20 protein-coding genes, 2 tRNA genes, 1 rRNA gene, 2 pseudogenes and 1 riboswitch are annotated in these 23,159 nt (G+C 67.2%); of the genes and pseudogenes, 15 read left to right on the forward strand and 10 right to left on the reverse strand.

The window, feature by feature from the left end; translation table 11 throughout:
• Positions 1-56: 56 nt before the first annotated feature.
• Positions 57-317 (reverse strand): annotated as a pseudogene (locus OIE67_RS05490) (DUF4158 domain-containing protein); the annotation flags it as partial.
• 165 nt (positions 318-482) lie between these two features.
• Positions 483-812: a hypothetical protein gene (locus OIE67_RS05495; RefSeq protein WP_326637265.1), complete on the reverse strand. Its 330-nt coding sequence runs from the start codon at positions 810-812 to the stop codon at positions 483-485.
• An 839-nt stretch (positions 813-1,651) separates the two neighbouring features.
• Here OIE67_RS05495 and OIE67_RS55355 point away from each other — a divergent pair.
• Positions 1,652-1,897 (forward strand): annotated as a pseudogene (locus OIE67_RS55355) (IS5/IS1182 family transposase); the annotation flags it as partial.
• A gap of 701 nt (positions 1,898-2,598) precedes the next feature.
• On the opposite strand, the gene OIE67_RS05505 reads toward OIE67_RS55355, so the two are convergent.
• The 3 genes from OIE67_RS05505 to OIE67_RS05515 form a co-directional block, all read right to left on the reverse strand.
• Entirely contained in the window at positions 2,599-3,555 is a 957-nt protein-coding gene (locus OIE67_RS05505; RefSeq protein ID WP_326637267.1) for a coiled-coil domain-containing protein, read from the reverse strand.
• A 5-nt stretch (positions 3,556-3,560) separates the two neighbouring features.
• A riboswitch (cyclic di-AMP (ydaO/yuaA leader) is annotated at positions 3,561-3,702 on the reverse strand.
• A gap of 68 nt (positions 3,703-3,770) precedes the next feature.
• On the reverse strand, positions 3,771-4,850 hold the full coding sequence (gene galT / locus OIE67_RS05510; protein ID WP_326637269.1) for a galactose-1-phosphate uridylyltransferase: 1,080 nt from the start codon (positions 4,848-4,850) through the stop codon (positions 3,771-3,773).
• Positions 4,847-5,626, reverse strand: coding sequence for a DeoR/GlpR family DNA-binding transcription regulator (locus tag OIE67_RS05515; protein WP_106238343.1), 780 nt, complete (start codon positions 5,624-5,626; stop codon positions 4,847-4,849). The genes galT and OIE67_RS05515 overlap by 4 nt, the downstream gene beginning before the upstream one ends.
• A gap of 156 nt (positions 5,627-5,782) precedes the next feature.
• Here OIE67_RS05515 and OIE67_RS55360 point away from each other — a divergent pair, with 156 nt between their 5' ends.
• Positions 5,783-5,860: a 50S ribosomal protein bL37 gene (locus OIE67_RS55360; protein WP_371252575.1), complete on the forward strand. Its 78-nt coding sequence runs from the start codon at positions 5,783-5,785 to the stop codon at positions 5,858-5,860.
• A gap of 63 nt (positions 5,861-5,923) precedes the next feature.
• Here OIE67_RS55360 and OIE67_RS05520 read toward each other — a convergent pair whose 3' ends face one another.
• Positions 5,924-6,565 carry a nucleoside/nucleotide kinase family protein gene (locus OIE67_RS05520; RefSeq protein ID WP_326637273.1) on the reverse strand — a complete coding sequence of 214 codons (642 nt, stop codon included), beginning with the start codon at positions 6,563-6,565 and terminating at the stop codon, positions 5,924-5,926.
• 68 nt (positions 6,566-6,633) lie between these two features.
• Here OIE67_RS05520 and OIE67_RS05525 point away from each other — a divergent pair, with 68 nt between their 5' ends.
• Positions 6,634-7,140 (forward strand): DUF5946 family protein, encoded by a 507-nt coding sequence (locus OIE67_RS05525; RefSeq protein ID WP_326637276.1) that lies wholly within the window; start codon positions 6,634-6,636, stop codon positions 7,138-7,140.
• A gap of 21 nt (positions 7,141-7,161) precedes the next feature.
• On the opposite strand, the gene OIE67_RS05530 is transcribed toward OIE67_RS05525, so the two are convergent.
• Positions 7,162-7,232: transfer RNA gene (locus OIE67_RS05530), tRNA-Gly, on the reverse strand.
• 89 nt (positions 7,233-7,321) lie between these two features.
• On the opposite strand from OIE67_RS05530, the gene OIE67_RS05535 reads away from it, so the two are divergent.
• Positions 7,322-7,398: transfer RNA gene (locus OIE67_RS05535), tRNA-Pro, on the forward strand.
• A gap of 54 nt (positions 7,399-7,452) precedes the next feature.
• On the opposite strand, the gene OIE67_RS05540 is transcribed toward OIE67_RS05535, so the two are convergent.
• Positions 7,453-8,193, reverse strand: a complete 741-nt coding sequence (locus OIE67_RS05540; RefSeq protein WP_326637278.1) for a tyrosine-type recombinase/integrase — start codon at positions 8,191-8,193, stop codon at positions 7,453-7,455.
• Between the two features lie 278 nt (positions 8,194-8,471).
• Here OIE67_RS05540 and OIE67_RS05545 point away from each other — a divergent pair, with 278 nt between their 5' ends.
• Complete coding sequence (locus tag OIE67_RS05545; protein ID WP_326637280.1) at positions 8,472-8,744, forward strand: hypothetical protein; 273 nt, start codon at positions 8,472-8,474, stop codon at positions 8,742-8,744.
• A gap of 781 nt (positions 8,745-9,525) precedes the next feature.
• On the opposite strand, the gene OIE67_RS05550 is transcribed toward OIE67_RS05545, so the two are convergent.
• Positions 9,526-9,807: a hypothetical protein gene (locus OIE67_RS05550; protein ID WP_326637282.1), complete on the reverse strand. Its 282-nt coding sequence runs from the start codon at positions 9,805-9,807 to the stop codon at positions 9,526-9,528.
• 413 nt (positions 9,808-10,220) lie between these two features.
• On the opposite strand from OIE67_RS05550, the gene OIE67_RS05555 reads away from it, so the two are divergent.
• The 3 genes from OIE67_RS05555 to OIE67_RS05565 all read left to right on the forward strand — a co-directional run bounded on the left by OIE67_RS05555 (position 10,221) and on the right by OIE67_RS05565 (position 12,010).
• Positions 10,221-10,649, forward strand: coding sequence for a DoxX family protein (locus OIE67_RS05555; RefSeq protein WP_326637284.1), 429 nt, complete (start codon positions 10,221-10,223; stop codon positions 10,647-10,649).
• Positions 10,650-10,758: 109 nt separating this feature from the next.
• Positions 10,759-11,547 (forward strand): hypothetical protein, encoded by a 789-nt coding sequence (locus OIE67_RS05560; protein ID WP_326637286.1) that lies wholly within the window; start codon positions 10,759-10,761, stop codon positions 11,545-11,547.
• Entirely contained in the window at positions 11,510-12,010 is a 501-nt protein-coding gene (locus tag OIE67_RS05565) for a DinB family protein (protein ID WP_326637288.1), read from the forward strand. The genes OIE67_RS05560 and OIE67_RS05565 overlap by 38 nt, the downstream gene beginning before the upstream one ends.
• Positions 12,011-12,093: 83 nt before the next feature.
• On the opposite strand, the gene OIE67_RS05570 is transcribed toward OIE67_RS05565, so the two are convergent.
• Positions 12,094-12,570: an ATP-binding protein gene (locus tag OIE67_RS05570; protein ID WP_106253536.1), complete on the reverse strand. Its 477-nt coding sequence runs from the start codon at positions 12,568-12,570 to the stop codon at positions 12,094-12,096.
• Positions 12,571-12,803: 233 nt separating this feature from the next.
• Here OIE67_RS05570 and OIE67_RS05575 point away from each other — a divergent pair, with 233 nt between their 5' ends.
• The 7 genes from OIE67_RS05575 (at position 12,804) to OIE67_RS05605 (ending at position 22,960) form a co-directional block, all read left to right on the forward strand.
• The gene (locus tag OIE67_RS05575) at positions 12,804-13,670 is read left to right on the forward strand and encodes a helix-turn-helix domain-containing protein (RefSeq protein WP_106253535.1); all 867 of its coding nucleotides are present in this window, start codon (positions 12,804-12,806) and stop codon (positions 13,668-13,670) included.
• 164 nt (positions 13,671-13,834) lie between these two features.
• Positions 13,835-15,226, forward strand: coding sequence for a trigger factor (tig, locus tag OIE67_RS05580; RefSeq protein ID WP_326637293.1), 1,392 nt, complete (start codon positions 13,835-13,837; stop codon positions 15,224-15,226).
• A 388-nt stretch (positions 15,227-15,614) separates the two neighbouring features.
• Positions 15,615-16,247 (forward strand): ClpP family protease, encoded by a 633-nt coding sequence (locus OIE67_RS05585; RefSeq protein ID WP_106253533.1) that lies wholly within the window; start codon positions 15,615-15,617, stop codon positions 16,245-16,247.
• Positions 16,248-16,259: 12 nt separating this feature from the next.
• Positions 16,260-16,883 (forward strand): ATP-dependent Clp protease proteolytic subunit, encoded by a 624-nt coding sequence (locus OIE67_RS05590; protein WP_326637296.1) that lies wholly within the window; start codon positions 16,260-16,262, stop codon positions 16,881-16,883.
• A gap of 188 nt (positions 16,884-17,071) precedes the next feature.
• On the forward strand, positions 17,072-18,355 hold the full coding sequence (gene clpX / locus OIE67_RS05595) for an ATP-dependent Clp protease ATP-binding subunit ClpX (RefSeq protein WP_106253530.1): 1,284 nt from the start codon (positions 17,072-17,074) through the stop codon (positions 18,353-18,355).
• A gap of 82 nt (positions 18,356-18,437) precedes the next feature.
• A complete protein-coding gene (locus tag OIE67_RS05600) occupies positions 18,438-21,002 on the forward strand; it encodes a valine--tRNA ligase (protein ID WP_326637298.1) in 2,565 nt (854 codons plus the stop codon).
• 436 nt (positions 21,003-21,438) lie between these two features.
• Positions 21,439-22,960: ribosomal RNA gene (locus tag OIE67_RS05605) — 16S ribosomal RNA — on the forward strand.
• The last annotated feature ends 199 nt before the right edge of the window (positions 22,961-23,159 follow it).

The raw sequence follows: 23,159 nt of genomic DNA on the forward strand, positions 1-23,159 counted from the left end.
GCCGGCGGTTCGATCCGCTCCTCGCGCAGGTGCTTGAGCAGTTCCTCCCGGACCCGTTCAGGCCGTCGCTCGGCGTGCGCGACCTCCTCGGCCAGCCACACCGCCAGCTTCGTCGCGTCCTCCGTCGTGCAGGTACGAAAGCCCAGGTGCGTACGAATCTGATGGCGGTGGTACTCGATCGTGGAGCCGGACCACTCGTAGAAGCCGAACTCCGAGGCAGGAACCCGGACCTGCTTGGCCACGTGCTCGACCACGTCGTCCGGCAGCTCTGAACGGCCGCGCGGGAACCGGCCGTGCTGCGTGTAGAACTTCAGCAAGATCGCGAATCCGAGTCGAGTGGCGTCGCGCTTCCTGCGATCAGGTCGCGCTCTTCGTCCAGGATCGTCCAGTGCTCGACCAGATCGTCGATGTGCATTGGGGGTGTTTCATGACCGACCAGCATTGACCAGGCAAGTCACAGCAAAATCAACGCCGTTTGGGGCTCATGACACGTTTCTTACCGGCACCCCATATCGCGGCGTACGGGGCCGGAACACGCGTAGATCACGCCATTCGGCCCAGGCGGCCGCGGCTTGGAGCAGTTCGCGGCGGGGGCCGGTGATGCCTCCGATGGCTGCGAAGTCGGTGCCGCCCACGCGTTCGATCCAGAGTGTGTCCAGGATTCGCCCGTCGTGCTCCAGCACCAGGATCTCCATCTCCGATCCCGTCCCGTCGGCCTCCATCTCGGAGAGCGGTCGTCGTTGCTCGGGTGTGGCCACGGCCCTGCGGAGCAGTCGCTCACGTTCTCCGGAGAGGGGGTGCCGTACCCTCATGCCCGTCCGGAGGACTTCGGGCGACGGAACGTCCGCGATGTCAGCCACGAGAAGGGAGCGCTCCGGCCCCGGGACGAACCCCGCGGCCCGCAGCGATTCGCCGAGCAGCGGGGGGTCGTGAGCGTAAACCTTCCACTCGATTGGCTTGTGGCGCGCGGCGAAGAGGTCCTGCTAGTCGACGGATCAACTCCGCCAGGTCGTCGCCGGCTGGACCGGTGTGGTCGACGGTCCCGTGGGTGCCATAGTGGGTGCGAACCAGCGACCCGTCGCGCTCGACGACGGCCCCCATGGCAAGTCCTGCGGAACCAGGCCTCGTAACTGGCTTTCAAAGACAGACAGCAGCGTCTCGCGCACTTCGGCCACGTCATCCACCTCTACTCAGTCCTGACCACCTCATATGCCGCTCACGCATGAGGGCCGCCTCCTCGAGTGATCGGGTTCGAATCCTGCAGGAGCCAAGGCGCATATGTCCACGAGCTGGGGTAATTCAGGCCCTGAGCTCTCGACGGCCTGGCTGTTCACGACAGGAGCCGGTGCCGGTTCTTGACTCCTTGCGGCCCGTCAAGCCCGGTCGGGTGTGCGACCTGCCACGTTGCTGTAGCGGGCCCATCGCCCACCGGGGATCGTTGCCCACCGGTCGACGGTTCCCGGCGCGAGACCGAGGAGTCTGCCGATCACGGGTGGAGGGAGCTGATGGGCGTCATCGAGCAGGGCGCTATTGCGGTCGGGACGGGCCTCGATGCCGAGCTGGGTTGGGCGGCGGGACAAGCTGGTGGGGTGGAGGGGCTGGCCGGGGCGACGGTCGTCGCGATGGTGGGTGTGGCTGCGTGTGAGTCGGGCGATTCTATGACCACGACAAGTACCGCCGCCTGGTCTGGCGCACCGGTATCAAGCCCATCATCGCCCGGCGCGGCACCCCACACGGCACTGGCCTGGGCGTTCACCGGTGGGTGGTCGAGCGGACGATCGCGCTCCTGCACTGGTTCCGCCGCCTGCGCATCCGCTGGGAAATCCGCGACGACATCCACGAAGCATTCATGACCCTCGCCGCGGCGATCATCTGCTGGCGACGCCTCGTCTGCTGATCTTTCTGTTAGGACCTCTAAGTTGGAGAGGGCGGCCTGGGCGTTGTTCGTCGCGAGAATGGCCTCGCGCAGCGGCATCAGTGTCCCTGCGATGCTCCCGTCAGGCCCCGTGAGCAGGGTGTCCACGCGGACGGCGAGCATGCAACCGAAGCGCGCCGGAACATCACCGATGCCGGTGTGCCGACCACGGTCGCGCCGACCACAGATCGCGCAGGACACCTCGGGTGCCTGATAGCACGCAGGGCAGATGTCAGGGCTGATGTCAGTGGCTTTCAGCGCGACACGGCGGGATCGTCCGCAGACCCCGCAGGGGCGACGAGGACGTGCATAGCACCGGGAGCAGAGGACGCGGTTGGTGTCGCTGCGGCCGTCCGGAACCACGACGGGCGGCGCCGGCTCGCCGCAGTCGGAGCAGGTTACCTTTGCCGTGAATGCCGCGAACCGCCGCACCAGATCCACCCGCGTCTTGATCGTCGAGGCCGCCGGCAGCCGCGCCCGCTGCTGCCGCTCCCACTCCGTCAGCATCCCGGTGAACACCGCGTCCTGCGGGTGCAACGGCACCACGACACCGTCCACGAGCACCAGGTGTGCGGCACCCTCCACTGAGACCCGTTGGAGTGCGTCACCCTGCAGACCGACGACCGGCTAAAACGCCTTCTTCAAGAGCGCGAATAGCTCATCAGATGCTATTCGTCCCCTTTTCAGTTCATCGAGATGTGCACGTGGTCGTAGTGGTTCTCGGTGATGCTGCCGCGGTCGGACATTGTGCGCCAGCCCGATCCCTGGTTGATCCGCTGCTTCCAGATCACGTACTTGACGCCCAGCTTGCCCTTGTTCGCCAGCGCCCAGTCCGCGAGCCGGTCGCCGAGGGCGTTGTTGGCGGCCGACGGCATCGAGCCGCCCGTGCTCATCATGAAGTCGCAGGCCCGGCCCAGTGGGTGCTCGCCGCTGGAGCCCGCGCGGAAGCAGCCGACGGAGAACGGCAGCGCGAAGTTCTTCGCCACCTGCTCCTTCATCAGCTGGGTACGCGGGGTGATGTGCTCGGCGCCGGACGGCAACTGGGGCGCCCACGAGCCGTCGGAGTTGCGGCCCGACCCGAACGGCACCAGGTCCTTGAGCTTGTCCTCGATGTCGTCGATGAGGTCCTCGGCGTCGTCGCGCTGCTCGTCCACCGCGGCCGCGTCGGTCTTGATCTTGGTCGCCAGCGCGGCGGCCTCCTTGCTCGCCTTCACTTTGTCGTCCTTGGCCTTGGCCACGCTCTGCACGATCGCCTGCTGCTCGGCCGTCAGCTGTTCGAGCATGGCGGCGCTGCTGCCGTTCTCGGGGGTCAGGAAGACGGGCAGCGACGGATCGGCGTTCTGGTAGCGCAGGCGGGCGATCTCGGCGACCCGCTGCTGGGCCGTGACCAGCGTCTGCTCGGCGGCGGCCACCCTGGCCTTGGCCGCCTCGGCGGCCTGCTGGGCCTTGGCCAGCTCGACGCGCTTGAGATTGTACTTCTCGATGAGCTTGTCGACCTTGGTGTTGAGCTGTTTGAGCTGCGCCCGGAGCTTCGCCTCCGAGGGTTTGGGGGCCGCGGACGCCGGCATCGCCGGCATGACGGCGACGGCGGCGGCGGTGATCAGACCGATGGCAAGAGTCGCGGGGGACGAAGCCGCCACGTAGGTGTTCCTCTCCCTCTGCCGGCCGGGTTAGCTGACGGGTTCGGGCATGGGAGTGCGCCCTACCACCGAAGCGGATTCACCCCAGGTGCGGTTTCGGGTCCCCGGCTCCCGGGCCACGCGCCCGGGATTAGGCAAGCTACGGCTGTTGTGGCCGGTGCTTATGGGGATATTAGTGGTAGATCACGAGTCATGCGACCTTAAGCAGAAATCAATTAGTGATCTACCTGTGACCGAAGCATGAGCGCCGCCTCCTCCGGCAGCACGTCGTTGACGAAGGCGCCCATCGCCGACTCCGAGCCGGCCAGGAACTTCAGCTTGTTCGGCGCCCGCCGGATGCTGAACAGCTCCAGGTGCAGGTACGCCAGCTCCCTGTCCTGGCGTACGGGCGCCTGGTGCCAGGCCGAGATGTACGGCATCACCACGCCGAACAGCCCGTCGAAGGCCCGCAGCACCGAGGTGTAGAGGGGGGCGAACGCCGCCCGCTCCTCCTCCGTGAGCGCCGCCAGATCGGGCACCTGCCGGTGCGGATACACGTGCACCTCGAACGGCCAGCGGGCGGCGGCCGGCACGAAAGCCGTCCACAGCTCGTTGGCGGCCACCACCCGAGTCCCCGCCTCCCGCTCGGCGGCCAGCACGTCGGCGAAGAGGTTGCCCGGCCCCCGATGGCGGGCAGCCGCGCCGAGTTGCAGCTTGGTCTTGGGCGTGACGTACGGGTAGGCGTAGATCTGGCCGTGCGGATGCGCGAGCGTGATGCCGATCTCCTCGCCCCGGTTCTCGAAACAGAAGACCTGCTCCACGCCCTCGATCCCGGACAGCTCGGCCGTGCGGTCGGCCCACGCCTCCATGACCAGCTCCACCTGGGCGTCGGAGAGCCGGGAGAAGGAGGAGGAGTGGTCGGAGGTGAAGCACACCACCTCACACCTCCCCACACCCGGACGGACCTCACTCAGCCCGCCCACTTCCTGATAAGTCCCGAAATTTGTGGAGAAAGAGGGGAAGCGGTTCTCGAACACCACCACGTCGTAGTCGTACGACGGGATCTCCGTCGACCGCTCGTCCGTCGACGGGCACAGCGGGCACTCGGACGCGCCGCCGGTCGGCAGGAACGTCCGCGTCTGCCGGTGCCCGGCGACCGCGATCCACTCCTCGGTCAGCGGGTCGTAGCGCAACTCGGAGGCCACCGGCCGGGGGTCGAGCGGCCGCCGGTCGATCGCGCTCCTGTCGGCGTCGTCGCGCCGGTCGAAGTAGATCAGCTCTCGGCCGTCGGCCAGGTGGGTGATGGTGCGCTTCACTGCGAGCCCTCCGCGATGATCAATTGCCCGGCCCGTTCGGCCAGGTCCGTGCGTGCGTCCTCGGGCAGCCCCGCGTCGCTGATGACCACGTGGGCCTCGCTCAGCTCGGCGATGGTGCTGATGCCGACCGTGTTCCACTTCGTGTGGTCGGCCGGGACGACCAGCCGGGTCGCCGCCGTCACCAGCTCCCTGTCGGTCTCCGACTCCAGCAGGTTGGGCGTGGTGAACCCGGCCCGCACGCTCATCCCGTGCACGCCGAGGAAGAGCGTGTCCACGTGCAGCCGCCGGATCGCCGCCACCGCGACCGGCCCCACCAGCGCGTCGGACGGCGTACGCACCCCGCCGGTCAGCACCACGGTGCGATCGGCGCGCGGGTTGCGGTGGAAGACCTCCGCGACCGGGATCGAATTGGTGATCACGGTCAGGTCGGGCACGCCGATCAGATGATGGGCCAGCGCCCACGTGGTCGTCCCCGCCGACAGCGCCACGGCCGTGCCGGGCCGGACGAGGCCCGCCGCCTGCCGCGCGATGGCCTCCTTCTCTTGCTGCTGGCGGGCGGACTTGGCGGTGAAGCCCGGCTCCTCGGTCGATCCGGGGCCGAGCGCGGTCGCGCCGCCGTGCACCTTCTCCAGGAGCCCGCGTTCGGCGAGCACCTCCAGGTCCCGGCGGATCGTCATGTCGGAGACGCCGAGCTCGCGTACGAGATCGGCCACCCGGACGCCGCCGTGGCTGCGCACGCGTTCGAGAATCGCCTGCTGACGCTGCTGTGCGAGCACGCCCGCTCCTTCCAACAGATTCCACCAAATTATGACACGGAATTGTTGGGGAATGTTAGTTCGCCGGGACCACTTGCGCTGGTCAGCGCGGGGAGAGACGTTGGGAACTCATGCCCGTACCGGATCACCCGTTCTCGATCACCGGGAGGCGAGCTCATGGCCAGGCGCGCACGCAAGGGCAAGGCACGCAAGAAGAAGAAGGCGAACCACGGCAAGCGCCCTACCGCGCGATGACGGCCGGGTGGCCGCCGACCTTCCCCTTCCGAGGCGGCCACCACGGCTCTTCCCGGTGGCTGATCAGGTTCCGGCCGCGTTTTCGACCAGGACGGCCGGCCGCCGCGGATGATCGGCCCGTACGACTACGTCCGCCGTCTCCTGCGGCCGCACCTCCCGCTCGTAGCGCCGGTAGGCGGGCAGCCGCCACCTCTCGTCCTCGGGCGTGCCGCGTTCGAGCGCGCCGGGCGACAGCCACAGGTGCACGCTCACCTCGAACGCCAGCCCCCGCCCCAGCAGCAGCGTCCCGTCGAGCAGGACCACCCCGCCGGGAGCCAGCTCCTCGTACGGCACCCGGTACGCCCGGTCGATCGCGCTGTCCCACAGCGCCGGCAGCACCCGCCCCGACCCTCCTGGATCCAGCGGCTCCAGCACCTCCCTGCGCAGCGCCCCGGCGTCCAGCCAGTCGTCGTAGAAGGCGTCGGGATCCGTCCTGCCGTACTCCAGCCGGAGCGAGGCGGGCCGCAGGAAGTCGCCGGCCGACACCCGCAGCACCGGCCGCCCGCGCAGGCGCAGCGGCGCGACCAGGTCGTCGGCGAGTGACCCGGGCCGCGCGGCGGGGGCGCCGTCCACGGCCACCCGCACCCACGAACCCGGCGGTCCGGCGGAGATCAGCTCGGCCAGTTCCTCGACGAGGGCCTCACGGGAGATCGGTCGCGCACGCATCTCCCTCAGCTTACGAGCGCACGGAAAGCCTTCGACAGCGCGGCCGGGCGCCGCCTAGATTGCCCGCCATGAGTCACTGCGACTGCGGCGCGACCGCCGGCCCGCTCGGCGTCTGCGCGGACTACTACCACGAGGTGCTGTCCGAGGAGCAGCGCGACCCGGAGATGTACCGCTGGCACGCGGTCGTGGTCTGCGCCTACCTCCTGCAACATCCGCCTGCCGGCCCCGGCGCGTATCTCGACGGCCAGTACCGCCTGCTGCAGTTCTACGCCGACAAGGGCCTCGACGCCCTGACCCGCCTCCAGGCCTACCGCGTGGCCCGCAACAACCACAGAGCCCGCGTCACCGACGACCCTGGCCCGCTGGCCCCGTACGCCCCGCTTCCCGCGACCCGGCCCGCCGGCGGCTTCCGCGCCACGTTCAGCGACCTGCCCTTCCACGACGACAGCTTCCTCACGGACGGACACGCGGCGTACGGCGACCGGATCGACACCATCGCCCGCGCGACCCTGGAGACCTACGGATCCTCGCCAGCCCGGGAGACGACGAAGGCCAGGCCTCCGAAACGCGGCTGACCTGGCCTTGCACCACCTGAGAGCGGACGACGGGAATCGAACCCGCGTAGCTAGTTTGGAAGACTAGGGCTCTACCATTGAGCTACGTCCGCGCGAACCGGTCGAACTCTGGTCTAGACTTCATCCGGTCGTCAGGGCAAAAGCGTACCGGAGTCGCGGACCGCATGCGCACTCGACGAGACGGGGCGTGGCGCAGCTTGGCAGCGCGCTTGCTTTGGGAGCAAGAAGTCGCAGGTTCAAATCCTGTCGCCCCGACCAGCTCGACGGCCCCTTCCGAATCGGAAGGGGCCTTCTGCGTGACTAAGTGAGTGACTAAGGCTCCGAACCGCCCTCGAAGATGCGGTCCATGACCACGGCACCGGCCTGGAGTACGGGCCGGATCTGCTTCCGGTAGACCGCTTCCGTGACGGCTGTGCTGCTGTGGCCGACGAGCCGGGAGATCTCCTCCAGCGGGATGCCGTTGTCCGAGAGCAGCGAGACGAAGCTGTGGCGCAGCTCCCGTGGCGTCCACTGTGCCGGGTCGAGTCCCGGAACGTCTCTGACGACGTTGCGGAAGGCACAGCGGACGTTGGAGGCGTCCAAGGGTGTTCCGGCCGCCGAGGCGAAGACCAGTCCGTCAGGACGCCACGTGTCGCCCTGCTCCCTGCGTTGCTCGTCCCGGTGCAGCCGGAGTACGTCGACGCAGCGTCTCGGCAGTGCGAGCGTGCGCCGGGACTTCCGGGTCTTGGTGTCTCCTCCCGCTCGGACGGACCGCCACACCGCGACGTGAGGCGGCACAGGAGGAGCGGCGTCCGGTGTTCCCTCCAGGTCGACGTGGTCCCACGTCAGCGCTCGGAGTTCCTCCGTGCGTGCTCCGGTGAGCAGCGAGACCACCACGAAGGCGTGCGTCCGTGACCCCTCCGAGGCGGTCAGGATCGCGGTCGCCTGGGCGTACGTCAGGGCCTTGGACGGTCGGCCGGCCTTTCCACAGAGCTCGACGACGTTCCGCTTGACCTTGTCGCGGGCCATCGCCCGCTTGACCGAGCGGTTCAGGCATGACCTGATGATCTGCAAGGTCCGGATACGTAGGCCAGCCAGTCGATCACGGCGCGCTGGTCGAGCAGCAGTAGCAGGGCAAGATCGGCAAGCTCGCAGGGCGAGGCGTGATTCAAACCTTCCCTACGTCATCAAGCCGCCGCCCGATGGGCGGCGGGCGGCCGGGCGGTCCGGGCGGGCGTGCGGCCTCTCCGGGCCGGTCCCGCCCGGCCACCCCGCCGCACCATCAAACGTCGCCATAACCAGAGGGCTTGTAGCGGCCCAGTCGTCCGACCTGTCTCATCTAAGATCACGCCATGTCCAGCCTCACTGATCTGATCCCCGTCGTCGTCCCGGGGCTGATCGCCGCGATCTTCATCGCATTCTGGATCTTTTTCATCTTCAAGCTGGTCCAGTCCTTCCGGCAGCGTCGCGTACTCAAGTACACGGACGCTTTAAGGGCCACGGAACTCGTGGGCCGCGTTCGGCAACTCAAGGTGCGCGGTCACGAAGAGCAGGCAATACAGCTCGTCCAGGACGAACTCGCCATGCCGCCCAAGGTGGCTCGCTCGTGGGTCAAGTCCATTTAAGAAACGGCCCGCCTCCCTCCTTCACCCTGCTCAGGGGCGTGCTGCAAGGCGAGTTGGCATCCATGCGCTTTGGCTGGGATTACGGCCGTGATGCACCGCGCCGGAATGGCCGAGGCCGTGACGATCGCTGACTTCTTTGCTCACCGTACGTGGCTGGGGCGATCGGCTGCCGCGGACCGACTCCGTCGGTCCTTGCCACCGGATGAGAGGGCTCGCCCGACATGCCATCGAAGCCGAGAACGTCGGGACCTGGTCGGCAGACTGCGGGCAAGGATGAGCCGGCCCTTTCAAGTGCTGCGGTGCGGGTGACCAACTGGGTGACGATCGAGGCGTGCGAGCGCGGACGTTCACGGACCTTGTCTGACTGTTTCTGCAGGCAGAGCCCCGTCGTTGGCCCCTTCGGGATCACGATCAAGTGGCTTTGGGAGCAAGAAGTCGCAGGTTCAAATCCTGTCGCCCCGACAGAGAGATACACGTCAAGGTCCTGTTTCACTTCGGTGAGACAGGGCCTTACCGCTGCCTGTCTCCCCGCCCGGGGCCGCAGGATCACGTCGGGCGATGTGGCCGTCGGCTGGACGGTGGTGGGCGAGCACGTGCCGGAGTCGGCACGGCTGTGGCAGGGGCGCCAGGCATCGCGGGGGCCGCCCCCGGTCGTACACCTCTTCCTGGTGCACGACCGGGGGACGGCTGTTTCGTGTTTCCGGGGGTTATGTGCAGGGCGACGAGCCGCGGGCCCGGCGCCCTGCCGGCGCGCTGGGGTGTCCCCCTTGGCAGGAGGGGCTCACTGGTCGTCCGGTGCGCCCATGTTCTCCAGCATGACGTCGTCGGCGGTGTGGTCGGCGCTGTGCTGCATGCGCCTGGACCGTTCGACGCTGATCTTTATGTAGCACTTGGTGTCGATGTGGACGTGGGCAGAGCGGTATACCGGACCGGTGCCGCACACCGTGAACACGTTCGGCGACTGACGGTCATCGGCCATCGCCGCGCCGGGACCCGTGATCGCCCCGACCGCGAGCAGGGCGACGGCCGCGGCGCATGCCCCGCTCATCTGACGTGCCTTCATCTTGCGCTCCTCTATCTTTCTTGGGCTCCGATCAGGATCGATCGAAAGTCACAGAAAGTGATATTCCTGATACTTAAGGTAGTCAATCGGTCTAATGTGTCTTTAAATCGGAAAGGTTCATCAATAGGCACATTTGATCCACTCGGCCTCCCGCACAGGTCATCGCATCGCGAGACGCGAGCACGGGTGACACCAGCAGACGAGAGGTGGCGCCGTGGCGCCGCCCCGCCATCCCGCCGGGAGGACCCACGAACGGCACCGCGTGGCAAGCGCGGCGACCACCGCGATGACCATGAAGGAGCGTGAGGGTGTACCTAGGTGCAGGTCGGTACGGCAGCTGGCCCGATGGTGGGGGAGGGGGCCGCTTTCCTAGCGTCGGAAGGACCGTTCGATCATCCAGGAGGCGGCACAGCATGACTACCTCGACGCGACGCGGCGCCATCGGCCGGGTCGGGAACATCGCCCTGTGGGGGCTGCAGATCGTCCTGGCCGGGTTCTTCCTCATGTCGGCCCTGGGCAAGTTCGGCAACGCCGAGCCGGCCGCGTCCACGTTCGCGGCGATCGGGTGGGGCGGCTGGTTCAGGAACCTGACCGGGGCGCTGGAGGTGGCCGGGGCGGTGGCGCTGCTGGTGCCGCGGCTGGCCGGGGCGGCGGGGCTGGCGTTCGTGGGGCTGACGGCGTGCGCGGCGCTGGTGGAGGCGTTCGTGTCCGGGGGCGGCGTCTTCCTGCCGCTGACCGTGCTCGTGCTGTGCGCCGTCGTCGCCTGGGGGCGCAGGGACGGTACGGCGCGTTTGTGGGCGGCGGTCTCCGGCCGGAGAGACGGCCGGAGAGACGGCCGGTGAGACGGCCAGGGAGACGGCCAGGAAGACGGCTGGTGAGTCGCCCGGTGATCCGGTCGCGGGACGAGCCGGTCACAGGACGGGGGTGGGCGGGGTGGGGCAAGGTGGGGCCGTGGACCTCTTCGCCGATGATCCGATGGCCCGCCCGCTCACCTACCCCGGCCGCGTCCCCGCCGGCTCGGGCGTCCTGATGGACGACGCGTACGTACCGCTGAGAGTGGAGGGCGGCGAGCAGGACCGGTGGCGGGCGGACGGCGTGAGCCTCGGCGCGCTGCTCGCGCGCGAGGGAGCCGAGCCGATGCGCGGCCGCCACCGCGTCGTCGCGGTCGGCTCCAACGCCGCCCCCGGCCAGCTGCGCGCGAAGTTCCGCGATCACGGTGTACGCCCGCTCGTCCCCATGACGGCCGCGGACGTGACCGGCGTCGTCCCTGGCGTCTCCGCGCACGTGAGCAGGTGGGGATACGTGCCGGCCGCGCCGATCGCGGCGCCCGGCGAGACCGCAGGGCTCTTCGTGCTCTGGCTGAACGAGGAGCAGCTCGCCGCGCTCGACCTCACCGAGCCCAACTATGTACGCCGCCGCCTGGCCGCCCGGGTCGTCGTGGCCGCGGGCGCGCCGCTGACCGGGGTCTTCGTGTACGAGGGCAGGCACGGTTGCGTCGCCGACGGCCACGGCCGGCCGCGCCGCCTCACGTCCCAGAGAGCCCTCGTCCAGTCCCTCCTGGACGCTTCCTCGTCCCTGCGCCACGTGTGCGGGGACACCCCGGAGGACTTCGTGGCCAACGTCGGGGACGACACCGTACGCGCCGAGGCCTCTCGCATCCTCCAGGCGGAACACCGGACGGGCGCCGGTAGGGTCGGGCTCCGTGAAAGACACCCGGATTCCCCCTCCCCTCACCGGTGACGAACGAACCGTGCTCGGCAACTGGCTCGAATGGCACCGCGCGACCCTGGCCTTCAAATGCGCGGGCCTGTCGGACGAGCAGCTGCGCGTGCGTTCGGCGCCACCTTCGTCCCTGTCTTTGCTGGGCCTGGTCAGGCACATGGCCCACGTCGAACAGTCCTGGTTCCGCCGCGTGCTCGACGGCGAGGACCTGCCCAAGCTCTGGGACAAGGACCGCGACAACGACGCCGACTTCAACGACGTGGACACCGCCTCGGTCAAGGAGGCGTTCGAGGTGTGGCAGGAGGAGATCGAGCGGGCGCGGGCCATCTCCGCGGCCAAGTCACTGGACGCGGTGGGCGACCGCAACGGGCGGGAGTGCTCGCACCGCTACGTCCTGGTGCACGTGATCGAGGAGTACGCGCGGCACAACGGTCACGCGGATCTGCTGCGCGAGCGGATCGACGGCGCGACGGGCGACTGACGCGAGGACAATGGGCGGCTGACGCGAGGACGATGGGTTGAAAGCGACCGGACCTCAGCCGCCGGCGTGAAAGCGAGCGGGCCTCAGCCGTCGGCGCGGAACAGCGCCCAGACGGCCTTGCCGCCGCGGGCCAGCGGGTCCCATCCCCAGCACTGGCTGTAGGTCTCGACGATGTAGAGGCCGCGCCCGTTCTCGGAGATGAAGTCGGGCTCCTTGGGCCGCGGCACCTCGTCGCTGGGGTCGGCCACCGCGAGCAGCACGTGCGGGGCGACCCGCATCAGCAACAATTCGATCTCACGACGCCCGGCGGCGTACATCGCGTACCTGACCGCGTTCGTCACCAGCTCCGACACCACCAGCGCGGCGTCGTCGCTCAGGTCGTGCAGGCCCCACGCGCGCAGCGTCGAGCGGGTCACATCCCTGGCGGTCTTGACCGAGTCGGCCTGGAAAGGCAGCGGACACGCGGTAGTGCCCGGCTTACCGCCCATGAGCAGACGGTCGAAGCCCACGTCACGCGTGATCTGGAGGCAGTCGGCAGTGGCCAGAGGATCCTCCACCATGCCGCTGATACCTCCCCGTTCAACCTTGGTTAGTGCATGTTTGGCCCAATATGCACTAAGCCATCATGGGTTACGAACGCTGCACCTGCAAGACCCAAATGCACGTGCAGTTGCAATGTGCAGGAGCAAGCGGCGTTTTGGCGCATAGGTATCCGAATCGGACACGAGGTTGAGACCTTGTCATACCCGGCAATGTGGTGTCACTGTGTGTGCGGACCTTGATAGGAGGCAAAGTGACGCAGAACCAGCCGGGTTCCGGGCCGACGGCGCTGCGCATCCTCCTGGGCTCCCAGCTGCGCAAGCTCAGGGAAGCGAAGAACGTCACTCGTGAGGAGGCCGGCCACCTCATCAGGGGGTCGGAATCCAAGATCAGCCGAATGGAACTCGGCCGGGTGGGGTTCAAAGAACGCGACGTGGCGGACCTGCTGACCCTGTACGGGGTGGTCGACGACCAGGCCCGCTCCGCCGTGCTCGACCTGGTGACCACCGCCAACGAGCCTGGCTGGTGGCACCGGTTCAACGACGTCCTGCCCACGTGGTTCCAGGCGTACGTCGGCCTTGAAGAGGCCGCCGCCAGGATCAGGACCTACGAGGTCCAGTTCGTGCCAGGACTGCTGCAGACCAAGGAGTACGCAAGGGCCGTCGTGACCGCCGGTTCGGCGGGGATCGCGGCGGAGGAGATCGCCAGGAGGGTGGATCTCCGGCTGGAGCGCCAGAGGATGCTGGACAGGCCGGACGGGCCGATCTTCTGGGCGGTGATCGACGAGGCGGCGCTGCGGCGGCCGATCGGCGGCGCCGAAGTGATGCGGGCCCAGCTGGAGCACCTCATCGATCTGATGCGCCAGTCCAGCATCACGATTCAGATCATGCCGTTCAGCTTCGGCGGGCACAGCGCGGAGGGCGGCGCGTTCAGCATCCTGCGCTTCCCCGACAGCGATCTGCCCGACGTGGTGTATGTGGAACAGCTGGCGAGCGCGCTCTATCTTGACAAGCGTGAGGACGTGGACCGATACACCGAGGTGATGGAGCGGCTGTGCGCCGTGAGCACCACTCCGGATGAGACGATCGAGCTGCTGAGGACGATCGCGGACGAGTTCTGAACGCGGCGGCGTCGTGGTTGGGTACGCATCTGCCCTAGACTGGCCATCGGCGTTGGAACCCGCCGTGGCGGAGCATGCCCAGCGCTTTATGTGGGCGCGGCGCGTGAGCCGTACCGATGGACGCGCCCGCGATCACTCGTAGCTTGATCAAGGAGACCATTCCCGTGAAGACCGCTGTCGAGGAGCTCAGCCCGACCCGGGTCAAGCTCACTGTCGAGGTGCCGTTCGACGAGCTGCGCCCGAGCATGGATGCGGCGTACAAGAAGGTCGCGCAGCAGGTGCGCGTCCCCGGGTTCCGGCCTGGCAAGGTTCCGGCCCGCATCATCGAGCAGCGCTTCGGCCGGGCGGTAGTGCTGGAGGAGACCCTCAACGACGCCGTGCCCAAGCTGTACGGCCAGGCCGTCGACGAGGTCGACGTCTTCCCGGTCAGCCAGCCTGACATCGAGGTCACGAGGATCGACGACGGCGAGCAGATCGAGTTCACCGCCGAGGTCGACATCCGGCCCAACTTCGAGGTGCCCGACTACGCGGGCGTCGAGGTCACGGTCGACTCCGCCGAGGTCTCCGACGAGGACGTGGACAGCCAGCTCGACGCCCTGCGCCAGCGTTTCGCCACGCTGACCGGCGTGGAGCGCGCCGCGACCGGCGGCGACTTCGTCGTCATGGACCTGCGCGCCGAGATCAACGGCGAGAACATCGAGGAGCAGCAGGCCAACGAGGTCTCCTACGAGGTCGGCGCCGGCTCCGTGCTGCAGGGCCTCGACGACGCGCTCGAGGGCATGTCCGCGGGCGAGGAGAAGACCTTCAAGACCGAGCTCGTCGGCGGCGAGAACGCCGGCGAGGAGGCCGACGTGATCATCAACGTCAAGTCGGTCAAGGAGAAGGTCCTGCCCGAGCTCGACGACGAGTTCGCCCAGCTGGCCAGCGAGTTCGACACGCTGGAGGAGCTGAAGAACAGCATCCGCGAGCAGGCCCGCCGCAACAAGCTGATCGACCAGGTCGTGCAGGCCCGCGAGAACGCGCTCGACGCGGTGCTCGACAAGATCGACATCCCGCTGCCCGACAGCGCGCTCAAGGCCGAGGTCGACGCCCGCAAGCACAACCTCGACCACCAGGTGGCCGAGAGCGGCCTCAGCCGCGACGCCTTCTTCCGTCTCTACCAGACGACGGAGGAGGAGCGCTTCGCCGAGTTCGAGACCAACTCCGCCCGGGCGATCAAGGTCGGCTTCGTGCTCGACAAGATCGTCAAGGCCGAGGAGCTGGGCGTCTCCGAGCAGGAGCTGACCAACTTCGTGGTCCGCCGCGCGATGGAGATGGGCGTCCAGCCCAACGAGCTGGCCAAGCACCTCGCCGACAACGACCAGCTCACGCTGGCCATGGTCGAGATCGTCCGCGACAAGGCCAAGTCGGTGCTGGGCGACGCCGCCAAGGTCGTCGATAGCGACGGCAACGAGGTCGACCTCAAGGCCATCTACACCGAGATCAACGGTGCCGAGGTCGTCGAGGAGGAGGACGAGTCCTCCGAGGAGAAGGCCGACGACAAGGCCGAGGCGTAAGCTTCCGCCGAACCACCCGCGAGCCCCCGGATCCTGGTGTCCGGGGGTTTCGTCGTTCCCGAGCCCGCCTCCGTCGCGCGGGCTCGCCCTTGGCGCCGGCTACGCGGCGCTGGGGGCGCTCAGCGGGCTTCTGAGGGGATCGGAGGCGATACGGCGAACCTCCGGCCCGGAAGCCGTCCGCGGGCGCGGGACCGCCCTTTCAGCGCTCCAGAGAGGGCGCGCTTTCCCGGGCGAAAGCTGTATAAACACCGCAAAGAGCTGCGGCCGTACATTCGCCCGAACATGCGCCGTCAGCGAACAGCCCGGGTGAGCGGGCATGACCTGTGGGTGGCGCGCGTTAAGGTCACAAGCAAAGCCAATCGATTACGACGCATCGGAAGGTGACGCTGTGACCAGCCCGCCGACCTTCTATCAGCCTGAGTCGCGAGGCCGTGAGAACGGCTCGTCCTTCCGGCTTGAGGACCAGCTTTACCAGCGCCTGCTCCGCGAGCGCATCATCGTGCTCGGGCAGGAGGTCAACGACGAGATCGCCAACCGCATCTGCGCCGAGCTCCTCCTGCTCGCCGCCGATGACCCCGAGCGGGACATCACGCTCTACATCAACTCGCCGGGGGGCTCGGTGAGTGCGGGCATGGCGATTTACGACATGATGGAATACGTGCCCAACGACGTGTCCACGGTGGTGATGGGCATGGCCGCCTCCATGGGGCAGTTCCTGCTGACCGCCGGGGCGCCGGGCAAGCGTTACGGCCTGCCGCACGCCCGGGTGATGATGCACCAGCCGTCGGGTGGCATCGGTGGCACCGCCGCCGACATCGCCATCCAGGCGGAGCAGATGCTCTACGTGAAGAAGACGCTGGCCGAGCGGATCGCCTTCCACACGGGGCAGCCGCTGGAGCAGATCGAGGCCGACTCCGACCGTGACCGCTGGTTCACGGCCGAGGAGGCCAAGGACTACGGCTTCATCGACCACGTCGTGCGCAGTGCGCGGCAGGTGCCCTCCGCGGGCCCGGTCTCCTAAGGGGGAGCTGACATGAACATCCAGAGCCGTTACGTTCTCCCCTCCTTCGTCGAGCGCACGTCCTACGGCGTGAAGGAGATGAACCCGTACAACAAGCTCTTCGAGGACCGCATCATCTTCCTCGGGGTGCAGATCGACGACGCGTCGGCCAACGACGTGATGGCCCAGCTGCTCACGCTGGAGTCGCTCGATCCCGACCGTGACATCAGCATCTACATCAACTCGCCCGGTGGCTCCTTCACCGCCATGACGGCGATCTACGACACGATGCAGTTCGTCCGGCCGGAGATCCAGACCGTCTGCCTCGGCCAGGCCGCCTCGGCCGCGGCCGTGCTGCTGGCGGGCGGCACCCCGGGCAAGCGCTTCGCGCTGCCCAACGCCCGGGTGCTGATCCACCAGCCGTCTACCGAGGGTGGCGGCCAGGGCAGCGACATCGAGATCCAGGCCCGCGAGATCCTGCGCATGCGCTCGCTGCTGGAGGACATCGTGGCCCGGCACACCGGCAAGCCCTCCGCCGAAGTCCGCAGAGACATCGAACGCGACAAAATTCTCAACGCGGACGAGGCGAAGGCGTATGGTCTGATCGATGACATCATCCCGTCCAGGAAGAAACGGGCTCAGGCCGTAGCTTCCTAGACGAGACGTGACGCGCCGGAGCGCTGCCCAATAGGGCACGTTCCGGTGCGACTCGCCGCTAGGGGGCTCACTGAGGGCCCAGAAGACGGTAACGTCGAAACCTGAGCGGTTCGGCCTAGTCCGGAGAATGTCCGGAGACACTGCTCGCGTGAGCAAGCAGGGCGGTCCCACGCAAAGGAGTATCTGGGGTGGCACGCATCGGCGACGGGGGAGACCTGCTGAAGTGCTCTTTCTGCGGAAAGAGTCAGAAGCAAGTCAAGAAGCTCATTGCCGGTCCAGGCGTCTACATCTGCGATGAGTGCATCGATCTCTGCAACGAGATCATCGAGGAGGAGCTCTCCGAGTCCTCCGAGCTCAAGTGGGACAACCTGCCCAAGCCGAGGGAGATCTACGAGTTCCTCGACGCCTATGTCATCGGTCAGGACAAGGCGAAGAAGGCCCTCTCGGTGGCGGTCTACAACCACTACAAGCGGGTGCAGTCCGGTGACCGGGGCAGAGACGACGGTCTGGAGCTGGCCAAGAGCAACATCTTGTTGCTCGGCCCGACCGGCTCGGGCAAGACGCTGCTGGCGCAGACCCTGGCGAAGATGCTCAACGTGCCCTTCGCCATCGCCGACGCCACCGCGCTGACCGAGGCCGGCTACGTCGGCGAGGATGTCGAGAACATCCTGCTCAAGCTCATCCAGGCCGCCGACTACGACGTCAAGAAGGCCGAGACCGGCATCATCTACATCGACGAGGTCGACAAGATCGCTCGCAAGAGCGAAAACCCGTCGATCACGCGCGACGTCTCCGGCGAAGGCGTGCAGCAGGCGCTGCTGAAGATACTGGAGGGCACCACGGCATCGGTGCCTCCGCAGGGCGGCCGCAAGCACCCGCACCAGGAGTTCATCCAGATCGACACCACCAACGTGCTGTTCATCTGCGGTGGTGCGTTCGCCGGTCTGGAAAAGATCATCGAGTCGCGCATCGGCAAGAAGGGCATCGGCTTCAACGCCGTCATCCGGTCGAAGGAAGAGGTCGACACGGTCGACGTCTTCTCCGACGTGATGCCCGAAGACCTGCTCAAGTTCGGCATGATCCCCGAGTTCGTCGGCCGGCTCCCGGTCATCACCTCGGTGCACAACCTCGACCGCGAGGCGCTCATCCAGATCCTCACCGAGCCGCGCAACGCGCTGGTGAAGCAGTACCGCAAGCTGCTCGAACTCGACGGTGTCGAGCTGGAGTTCACCGACGGCGCCCTCGAGGCCATCGCCGACCAGGCCATCCTGCGCGGCACCGGCGCCCGCGGACTGCGCGCCATCCTGGAGGAGGTGCTCCAGTCCGTCATGTACGAGGTGCCGTCGAGGCAAGACGTAGCCCGCGTCGTCATCACCCGCGAGTCGGTCCTGGAGCACGCGATCCCGACGCTCGTCCCGCGTGACCAGCTCGCCGCCAAGCAGCAGCGCACACCACGCGAGAAGTCGGCCTGAGCGGCCCACCTGTTCATCCGGACGCCCCGTGGTCACCAACCATGGGGCGTTCCGCTTTCCCGTCTCCCTAGAATTGGTCACTGTGACAACGCCAGAGCTGCCTACCCAGTACACCCCGGCCGACGTCGAGACCCGTAGCTACGAGCGCTGGGTGTCCGAAGGCTACTTCCGTGCCGACCCGGGCAGCTCTCGCGAGCCGTACAGCATCGTCCTCCCGCCGCCCAACGTGACGGGAGTGCTGCACATCGGGCACGCTCTCGACCACTCCATCCAGGACGCGCTGACGCGCCGCGCCCGCATGCGCGGCCACGAGACGCTCTGGCTGCCCGGCATGGACCACGCCGGCATCGCCACCCAGAACGTCGTCGAGCGCGAGCTGGCCAAGCAGGGCAAGTCGCGCCACGACCTCGGGCGCGAGGCGTTCGTCGAGCGGGTCTGGGAGTGGAAGGAGGAGTCCGGCGGACGGATCCTCGGCCAGATGCGCAAGCTCGGCGACGGCGTCGACTGGTCGCGCGAGCGCTTCACCATGGACACCGGCCTCTCGCGCGCCGTGCAGACCATCTTCAAGAAGCTGTTCGACGAGGGCCTGATCTACCGCGCCGAGCGGATCATCAACTGGTGCCCGCGCTGCCTGACCGCGCTGTCCGACATCGAGGTCGAGCACAGCGAGGACGAGGGCGAGCTCGTCTCCATCCGCTACTCCGACGAGATCGTGGTGGCCACCACGCGCGCCGAGACCATGCTCGGCGACACCGCCGTGGCCGTGCATCCCTCGGACGAGCGCTACGCCCACCTGGTCGGCACGATGGTCGAGGTCCCGCTCACCGGGCGCATGATCCCCGTCGTCGCCGACGAGCACGTCGATCCGGCGTTCGGCACCGGCGCGGTCAAGGTGACCCCCGCCCATGACCCCAACGACTTCGAGATCGGCCGGCGTCATTCGCTGCCGTCGCTGACCGTCATGGACGAGCGCGGCGTCATCACCGCGCACGGGCCGTTCGAGGGGCTCGACCGCTTCGAGGCCCGCCCCGCCGTCGTCGCCGCGCTGCGCGCCGAGGGCAGGATCGTCGCGGAGAAGCGTCCCTACGTGCACTCGGTCGGCCACTGCTCGCGGTGCAAGACCGTGGTCGAGCCCAGGCTCTCGCTGCAGTGGTTCGTGAACGTCGCGCCGCTGGCCAAGGCCGCCGGCGACGCCGTGCGCGACGGGCGCACCCGCATCCATCCGCCGGAGCTGGCCAAGCGCTACTTCGACTGGGTCGACGACATGCACGACTGGTGCATCTCCCGGCAGCTGTGGTGGGGCCATCGCATCCCGGTCTGGTACGGGCCCGGCGGCGAGGTCGTGTGCGTGGGGCCCGACGAGGAGCCGCCGGCGGGTTACACCCAGGACTCCGACGTCCTCGACACCTGGTTCTCCTCCGGGCTGTGGCCGTTCTCGACGATGGGCTGGCCAGACCGCACTCCCGAGCTGGAGCGCTTCTACCCGACGTCGGTGCTGGTCACCGGCTACGACATCCTGTTCTTCTGGGTCGCGCGGATGATGATGTTCGGGCTCTACGCGATGGACGGCGAACCGCCGTTCCGCGTGGTCGCCCTGCACGGCATGGTCCGCGACCAGTACGGCAAGAAGATGTCGAAGTCGTTCGGCAACGTCGTCGACCCCCTCGACTGGATCGAGCGCTTCGGCGCCGACGCCACCCGGTTCACTCTCCTGCGCGGCGCCAACCCGGGCGCCGACGTGGCGGTGAGTGAGGAATGGGCGGCCGGCTCACGCAACTTCTGCAACAAGATCTGGAACGCCACCCGCTTCGCCCTGATGAACGGCGCGGCCGTCGGCTCGCTCGACGACGCCGAGTTGACCGCGGCCGACCGGTGGATCCTGTCCCGCCTGCAGACCGTCATCACGGCGGCCGACGCGGCGTTCGAGGAGTTCGAGTTCGCCAAGGCCTCGGACCTGCTCTACCACTTCGCGTGGGACGAGGTCTGCGACTGGTACCTGGAGCTGGCGAAGATCCAGCTCGGTGAGGGGCTGGAGCACACCAGGCTGGTGCTCGGCCACGTGCTCGACGCGATCCTGCGGCTGCTGCATCCGCTGGTGCCGTTCGTGACCGAGGAGCTGTGGCGGGCCGTCACCGGGGGCGAGTCGCTCGTGGTGGCGCCATGGCCGGTGGCCGATCCGCGCTACGCCGACGCCGGCGCCGAGGCGGAGATCGAGGCGCTGCAGGAGCTGGTGACCGAGGTCCGCAGGTTCCGCTCGGACCAGGGGCTCAAGCCGGGCCAGAAGGTGGCCGCGCGACTCGGGCTGGGCGGCACGCCGCTGGCCGGCCAGGAGAGCGCGATCAGGGCCCTGCTCCGGCTCACGGAGCCGGAGGAGTCGTTCAGCGCGACCGCGCGGTTCACGGTGGGGGAGGTGACCGTGGAGATCGACACCGCGGGCGCCATCGACGTCGTGGCCGAGCGCAAGCGGCTGGAGAAGGATCTGGCCGTCGCGCGCAAGGAGGCCGCCCAGGCGACCGCCAAGCTGGGCAACGAGCAGTTCATGGCCAAGGCGCCGCAGGACGTGGTGGCCAAGGTCAGGGGCAGGGCAGAACAGGCTGACGCGGACATCGCGCGCCTCGAGGCCCAGCTCGCCGCGCTCAGGGTTTGAACAGTCCGCACGAGGGGAAGGTCCATTCGTTACCGAAGATGGACCTTCCACGCCCGCGAGACTGCTACAGTTTTCAACGCGGGGCCGATCTGGTCCTGACATCCCAGTGAACGAACCCCGACTTTCGGGCGACTCCAGCCGCGCGGTTGGACAAGAGCCGAAAGTTGGAGTAAGTTAGCAGGGTTGCCTCGAAGAGAGGCGAGTCCGGAAGCTCCCGGATCGGGCGGTTTGACAAGGATCGTCCGGATCTGGTAAACTGAAGGAAATGAAATGTGCGCCTCGCGCACCGGGGTCTCCCAGAGATTCTGGTGCGGATGTACGCGTCCGTTTCTTGAGAACTCAACAGTGTGTTAAAAGCCAGTGCATGATTTTCATGCAACACCTCGTCAAGTGATTGTTTGCTTGATGGATTTTTGTTGGGATTGTTTCCAGACATTGTTTGGAGAGTTTGATCCTGGCTCAGGACGAACGCTGGCGGCGTGCTTAACACATGCAAGTCGAGCGGAAAGGCCCTTCGGGGTACTCGAGCGGCGAACGGGTGAGTAACACGTGAGCAACCTGCCCCTGACTCTGGGATAAGCCCGGGAAACTGGGTCTAATACCGGATATGACCGCCCCTGGCATCGGGTGGTGGTGGAAAGTTTTTCGGTTGGGGATGGGCTCGCGGCCTATCAGCTTGTTGGTGGGGTAGTGGCCTACCAAGGCGACGACGGGTAGCCGGCCTGAGAGGGCGACCGGCCACACTGGGACTGAGACACGGCCCAGACTCCTACGGGAGGCAGCAGTGGGGAATATTGCGCAATGGGCGGAAGCCTGACGCAGCGACGCCGCGTGGGGGATGACGGCCTTCGGGTTGTAAACCTCTTTCAGCAGGGACGAAGTTGACGTGTACCTGCAGAAGAAGCGCCGGCTAACTACGTGCCAGCAGCCGCGGTAATACGTAGGGCGCAAGCGTTGTCCGGAATTATTGGGCGTAAAGAGCTCGTAGGTGGCTGGTCGCGTCTGCCGTGAAAGCCCGCAGCTTAACTGCGGGTCTGCGGTGGATACGGGCCGGCTAGAGGTAGGTAGGGGCAAGTGGAATTCCTGGTGTAGCGGTGAAATGCGCAGATATCAGGAGGAACACCGGTGGCGAAGGCGGCTTGCTGGGCCTTACCTGACGCTGAGGAGCGAAAGCGTGGGGAGCGAACAGGATTAGATACCCTGGTAGTCCACGCTGTAAACGTTGGGCGCTAGGTGTGGGACCCTTCCACGGGTTCCGTGCCGGAGCTAACGCATTAAGCGCCCCGCCTGGGGAGTACGGCCGCAAGGCTAAAACTCAAAGGAATTGACGGGGGCCCGCACAAGCGGCGGAGCATGTTGCTTAATTCGACGCAACGCGAAGAACCTTACCAAGGTTTGACATCACCCGGACAGGTCTAGAGATAGATCCTTCTTCGGACTGGGTGACAGGTGGTGCATGGCTGTCGTCAGCTCGTGTCGTGAGATGTTGGGTTAAGTCCCGCAACGAGCGCAACCCTTGCTCCATGTTGCCAGCAACACCGTTTTGGTGGTTGGGGACTCATGGGGGACTGCCGGGGTCAACTCGGAGGAAGGTGGGGATGACGTCAAGTCATCATGCCCCTTATGTCTTGGGCTGCAAACATGCTACAATGGCCGGTACAGAGGGTTGCGATGCCGTGAGGCGGAGCGAATCCCTAAAAGCCGGTCTCAGTTCGGATTGGGGTCTGCAACTCGACCCCATGAAGTCGGAGTCGCTAGTAATCGCAGATCAGCAACGCTGCGGTGAATACGTTCCCGGGCCTTGTACACACCGCCCGTCACGTCACGAAAGTCGGCAACACCCGAAGCCCGTGGCCCAACCAGCTTGCTGGGGGGAGCGGTCGAAGGTGGGGCTGGCGATTGGGACGAAGTCGTAACAAGGTAGCCGTACCGGAAGGTGCGGCTGGATCACCTCCTTTCTAAGGAGCACTCTCACCCGTCACCACCGAATGTGTGGTGGGGTGACAGCTCACTAGTGGAGCACTGGCTACTCAGCTTGGCCGGATGGCCGGCGTTCTGGTACCGCCACTGGAGACAGTGGAGTGGGAACGGGCGTGTCGGGGATCCGGGCTGGTTGGACACACTGTTGGGTCCTGAGGAAACGGGCAGCCTTTAGGG

Origin of the sequence: Nonomuraea fuscirosea, assembly GCF_035917475.1 — a bacterium.
Taxonomy (GTDB): Bacteria; Actinomycetota; Actinomycetes; order Streptosporangiales; family Streptosporangiaceae; genus Nonomuraea; species Nonomuraea fuscirosea.

Bases quoted from the DNA above. Each gene is read 5' to 3' on its own strand.
- OIE67_RS05555 (WP_326637284.1), top strand. From the start codon at position 10,221: ATGACTACCTCGACGCGACGCGGCGCCATCGGCCGGGTCGGGAACATC.
- OIE67_RS05495 (WP_326637265.1), bottom strand. From the start codon at position 812: ATGAGGGTACGGCACCCCCTCTCCGGAGAACGTGAGCGACTGCTCCGC.
- OIE67_RS05545 (WP_326637280.1), top strand. From the start codon at position 8,472: ATGTCCAGCCTCACTGATCTGATCCCCGTCGTCGTCCCGGGGCTGATC.
- OIE67_RS05590 (WP_326637296.1), top strand. From the start codon at position 16,260: ATGAACATCCAGAGCCGTTACGTTCTCCCCTCCTTCGTCGAGCGCACG.
- OIE67_RS05570 (WP_106253536.1), bottom strand. From the start codon at position 12,570: ATGGTGGAGGATCCTCTGGCCACTGCCGACTGCCTCCAGATCACGCGT.
- OIE67_RS05520 (WP_326637273.1), bottom strand. From the start codon at position 6,565: ATGCGTGCGCGACCGATCTCCCGTGAGGCCCTCGTCGAGGAACTGGCC.
- OIE67_RS55360 (WP_371252575.1), top strand. From the start codon at position 5,783: ATGGCCAGGCGCGCACGCAAGGGCAAGGCACGCAAGAAGAAGAAGGCG.
- OIE67_RS05550 (WP_326637282.1), bottom strand. From the start codon at position 9,807: ATGAAGGCACGTCAGATGAGCGGGGCATGCGCCGCGGCCGTCGCCCTG.
- OIE67_RS05525 (WP_326637276.1), top strand. From the start codon at position 6,634: ATGAGTCACTGCGACTGCGGCGCGACCGCCGGCCCGCTCGGCGTCTGC.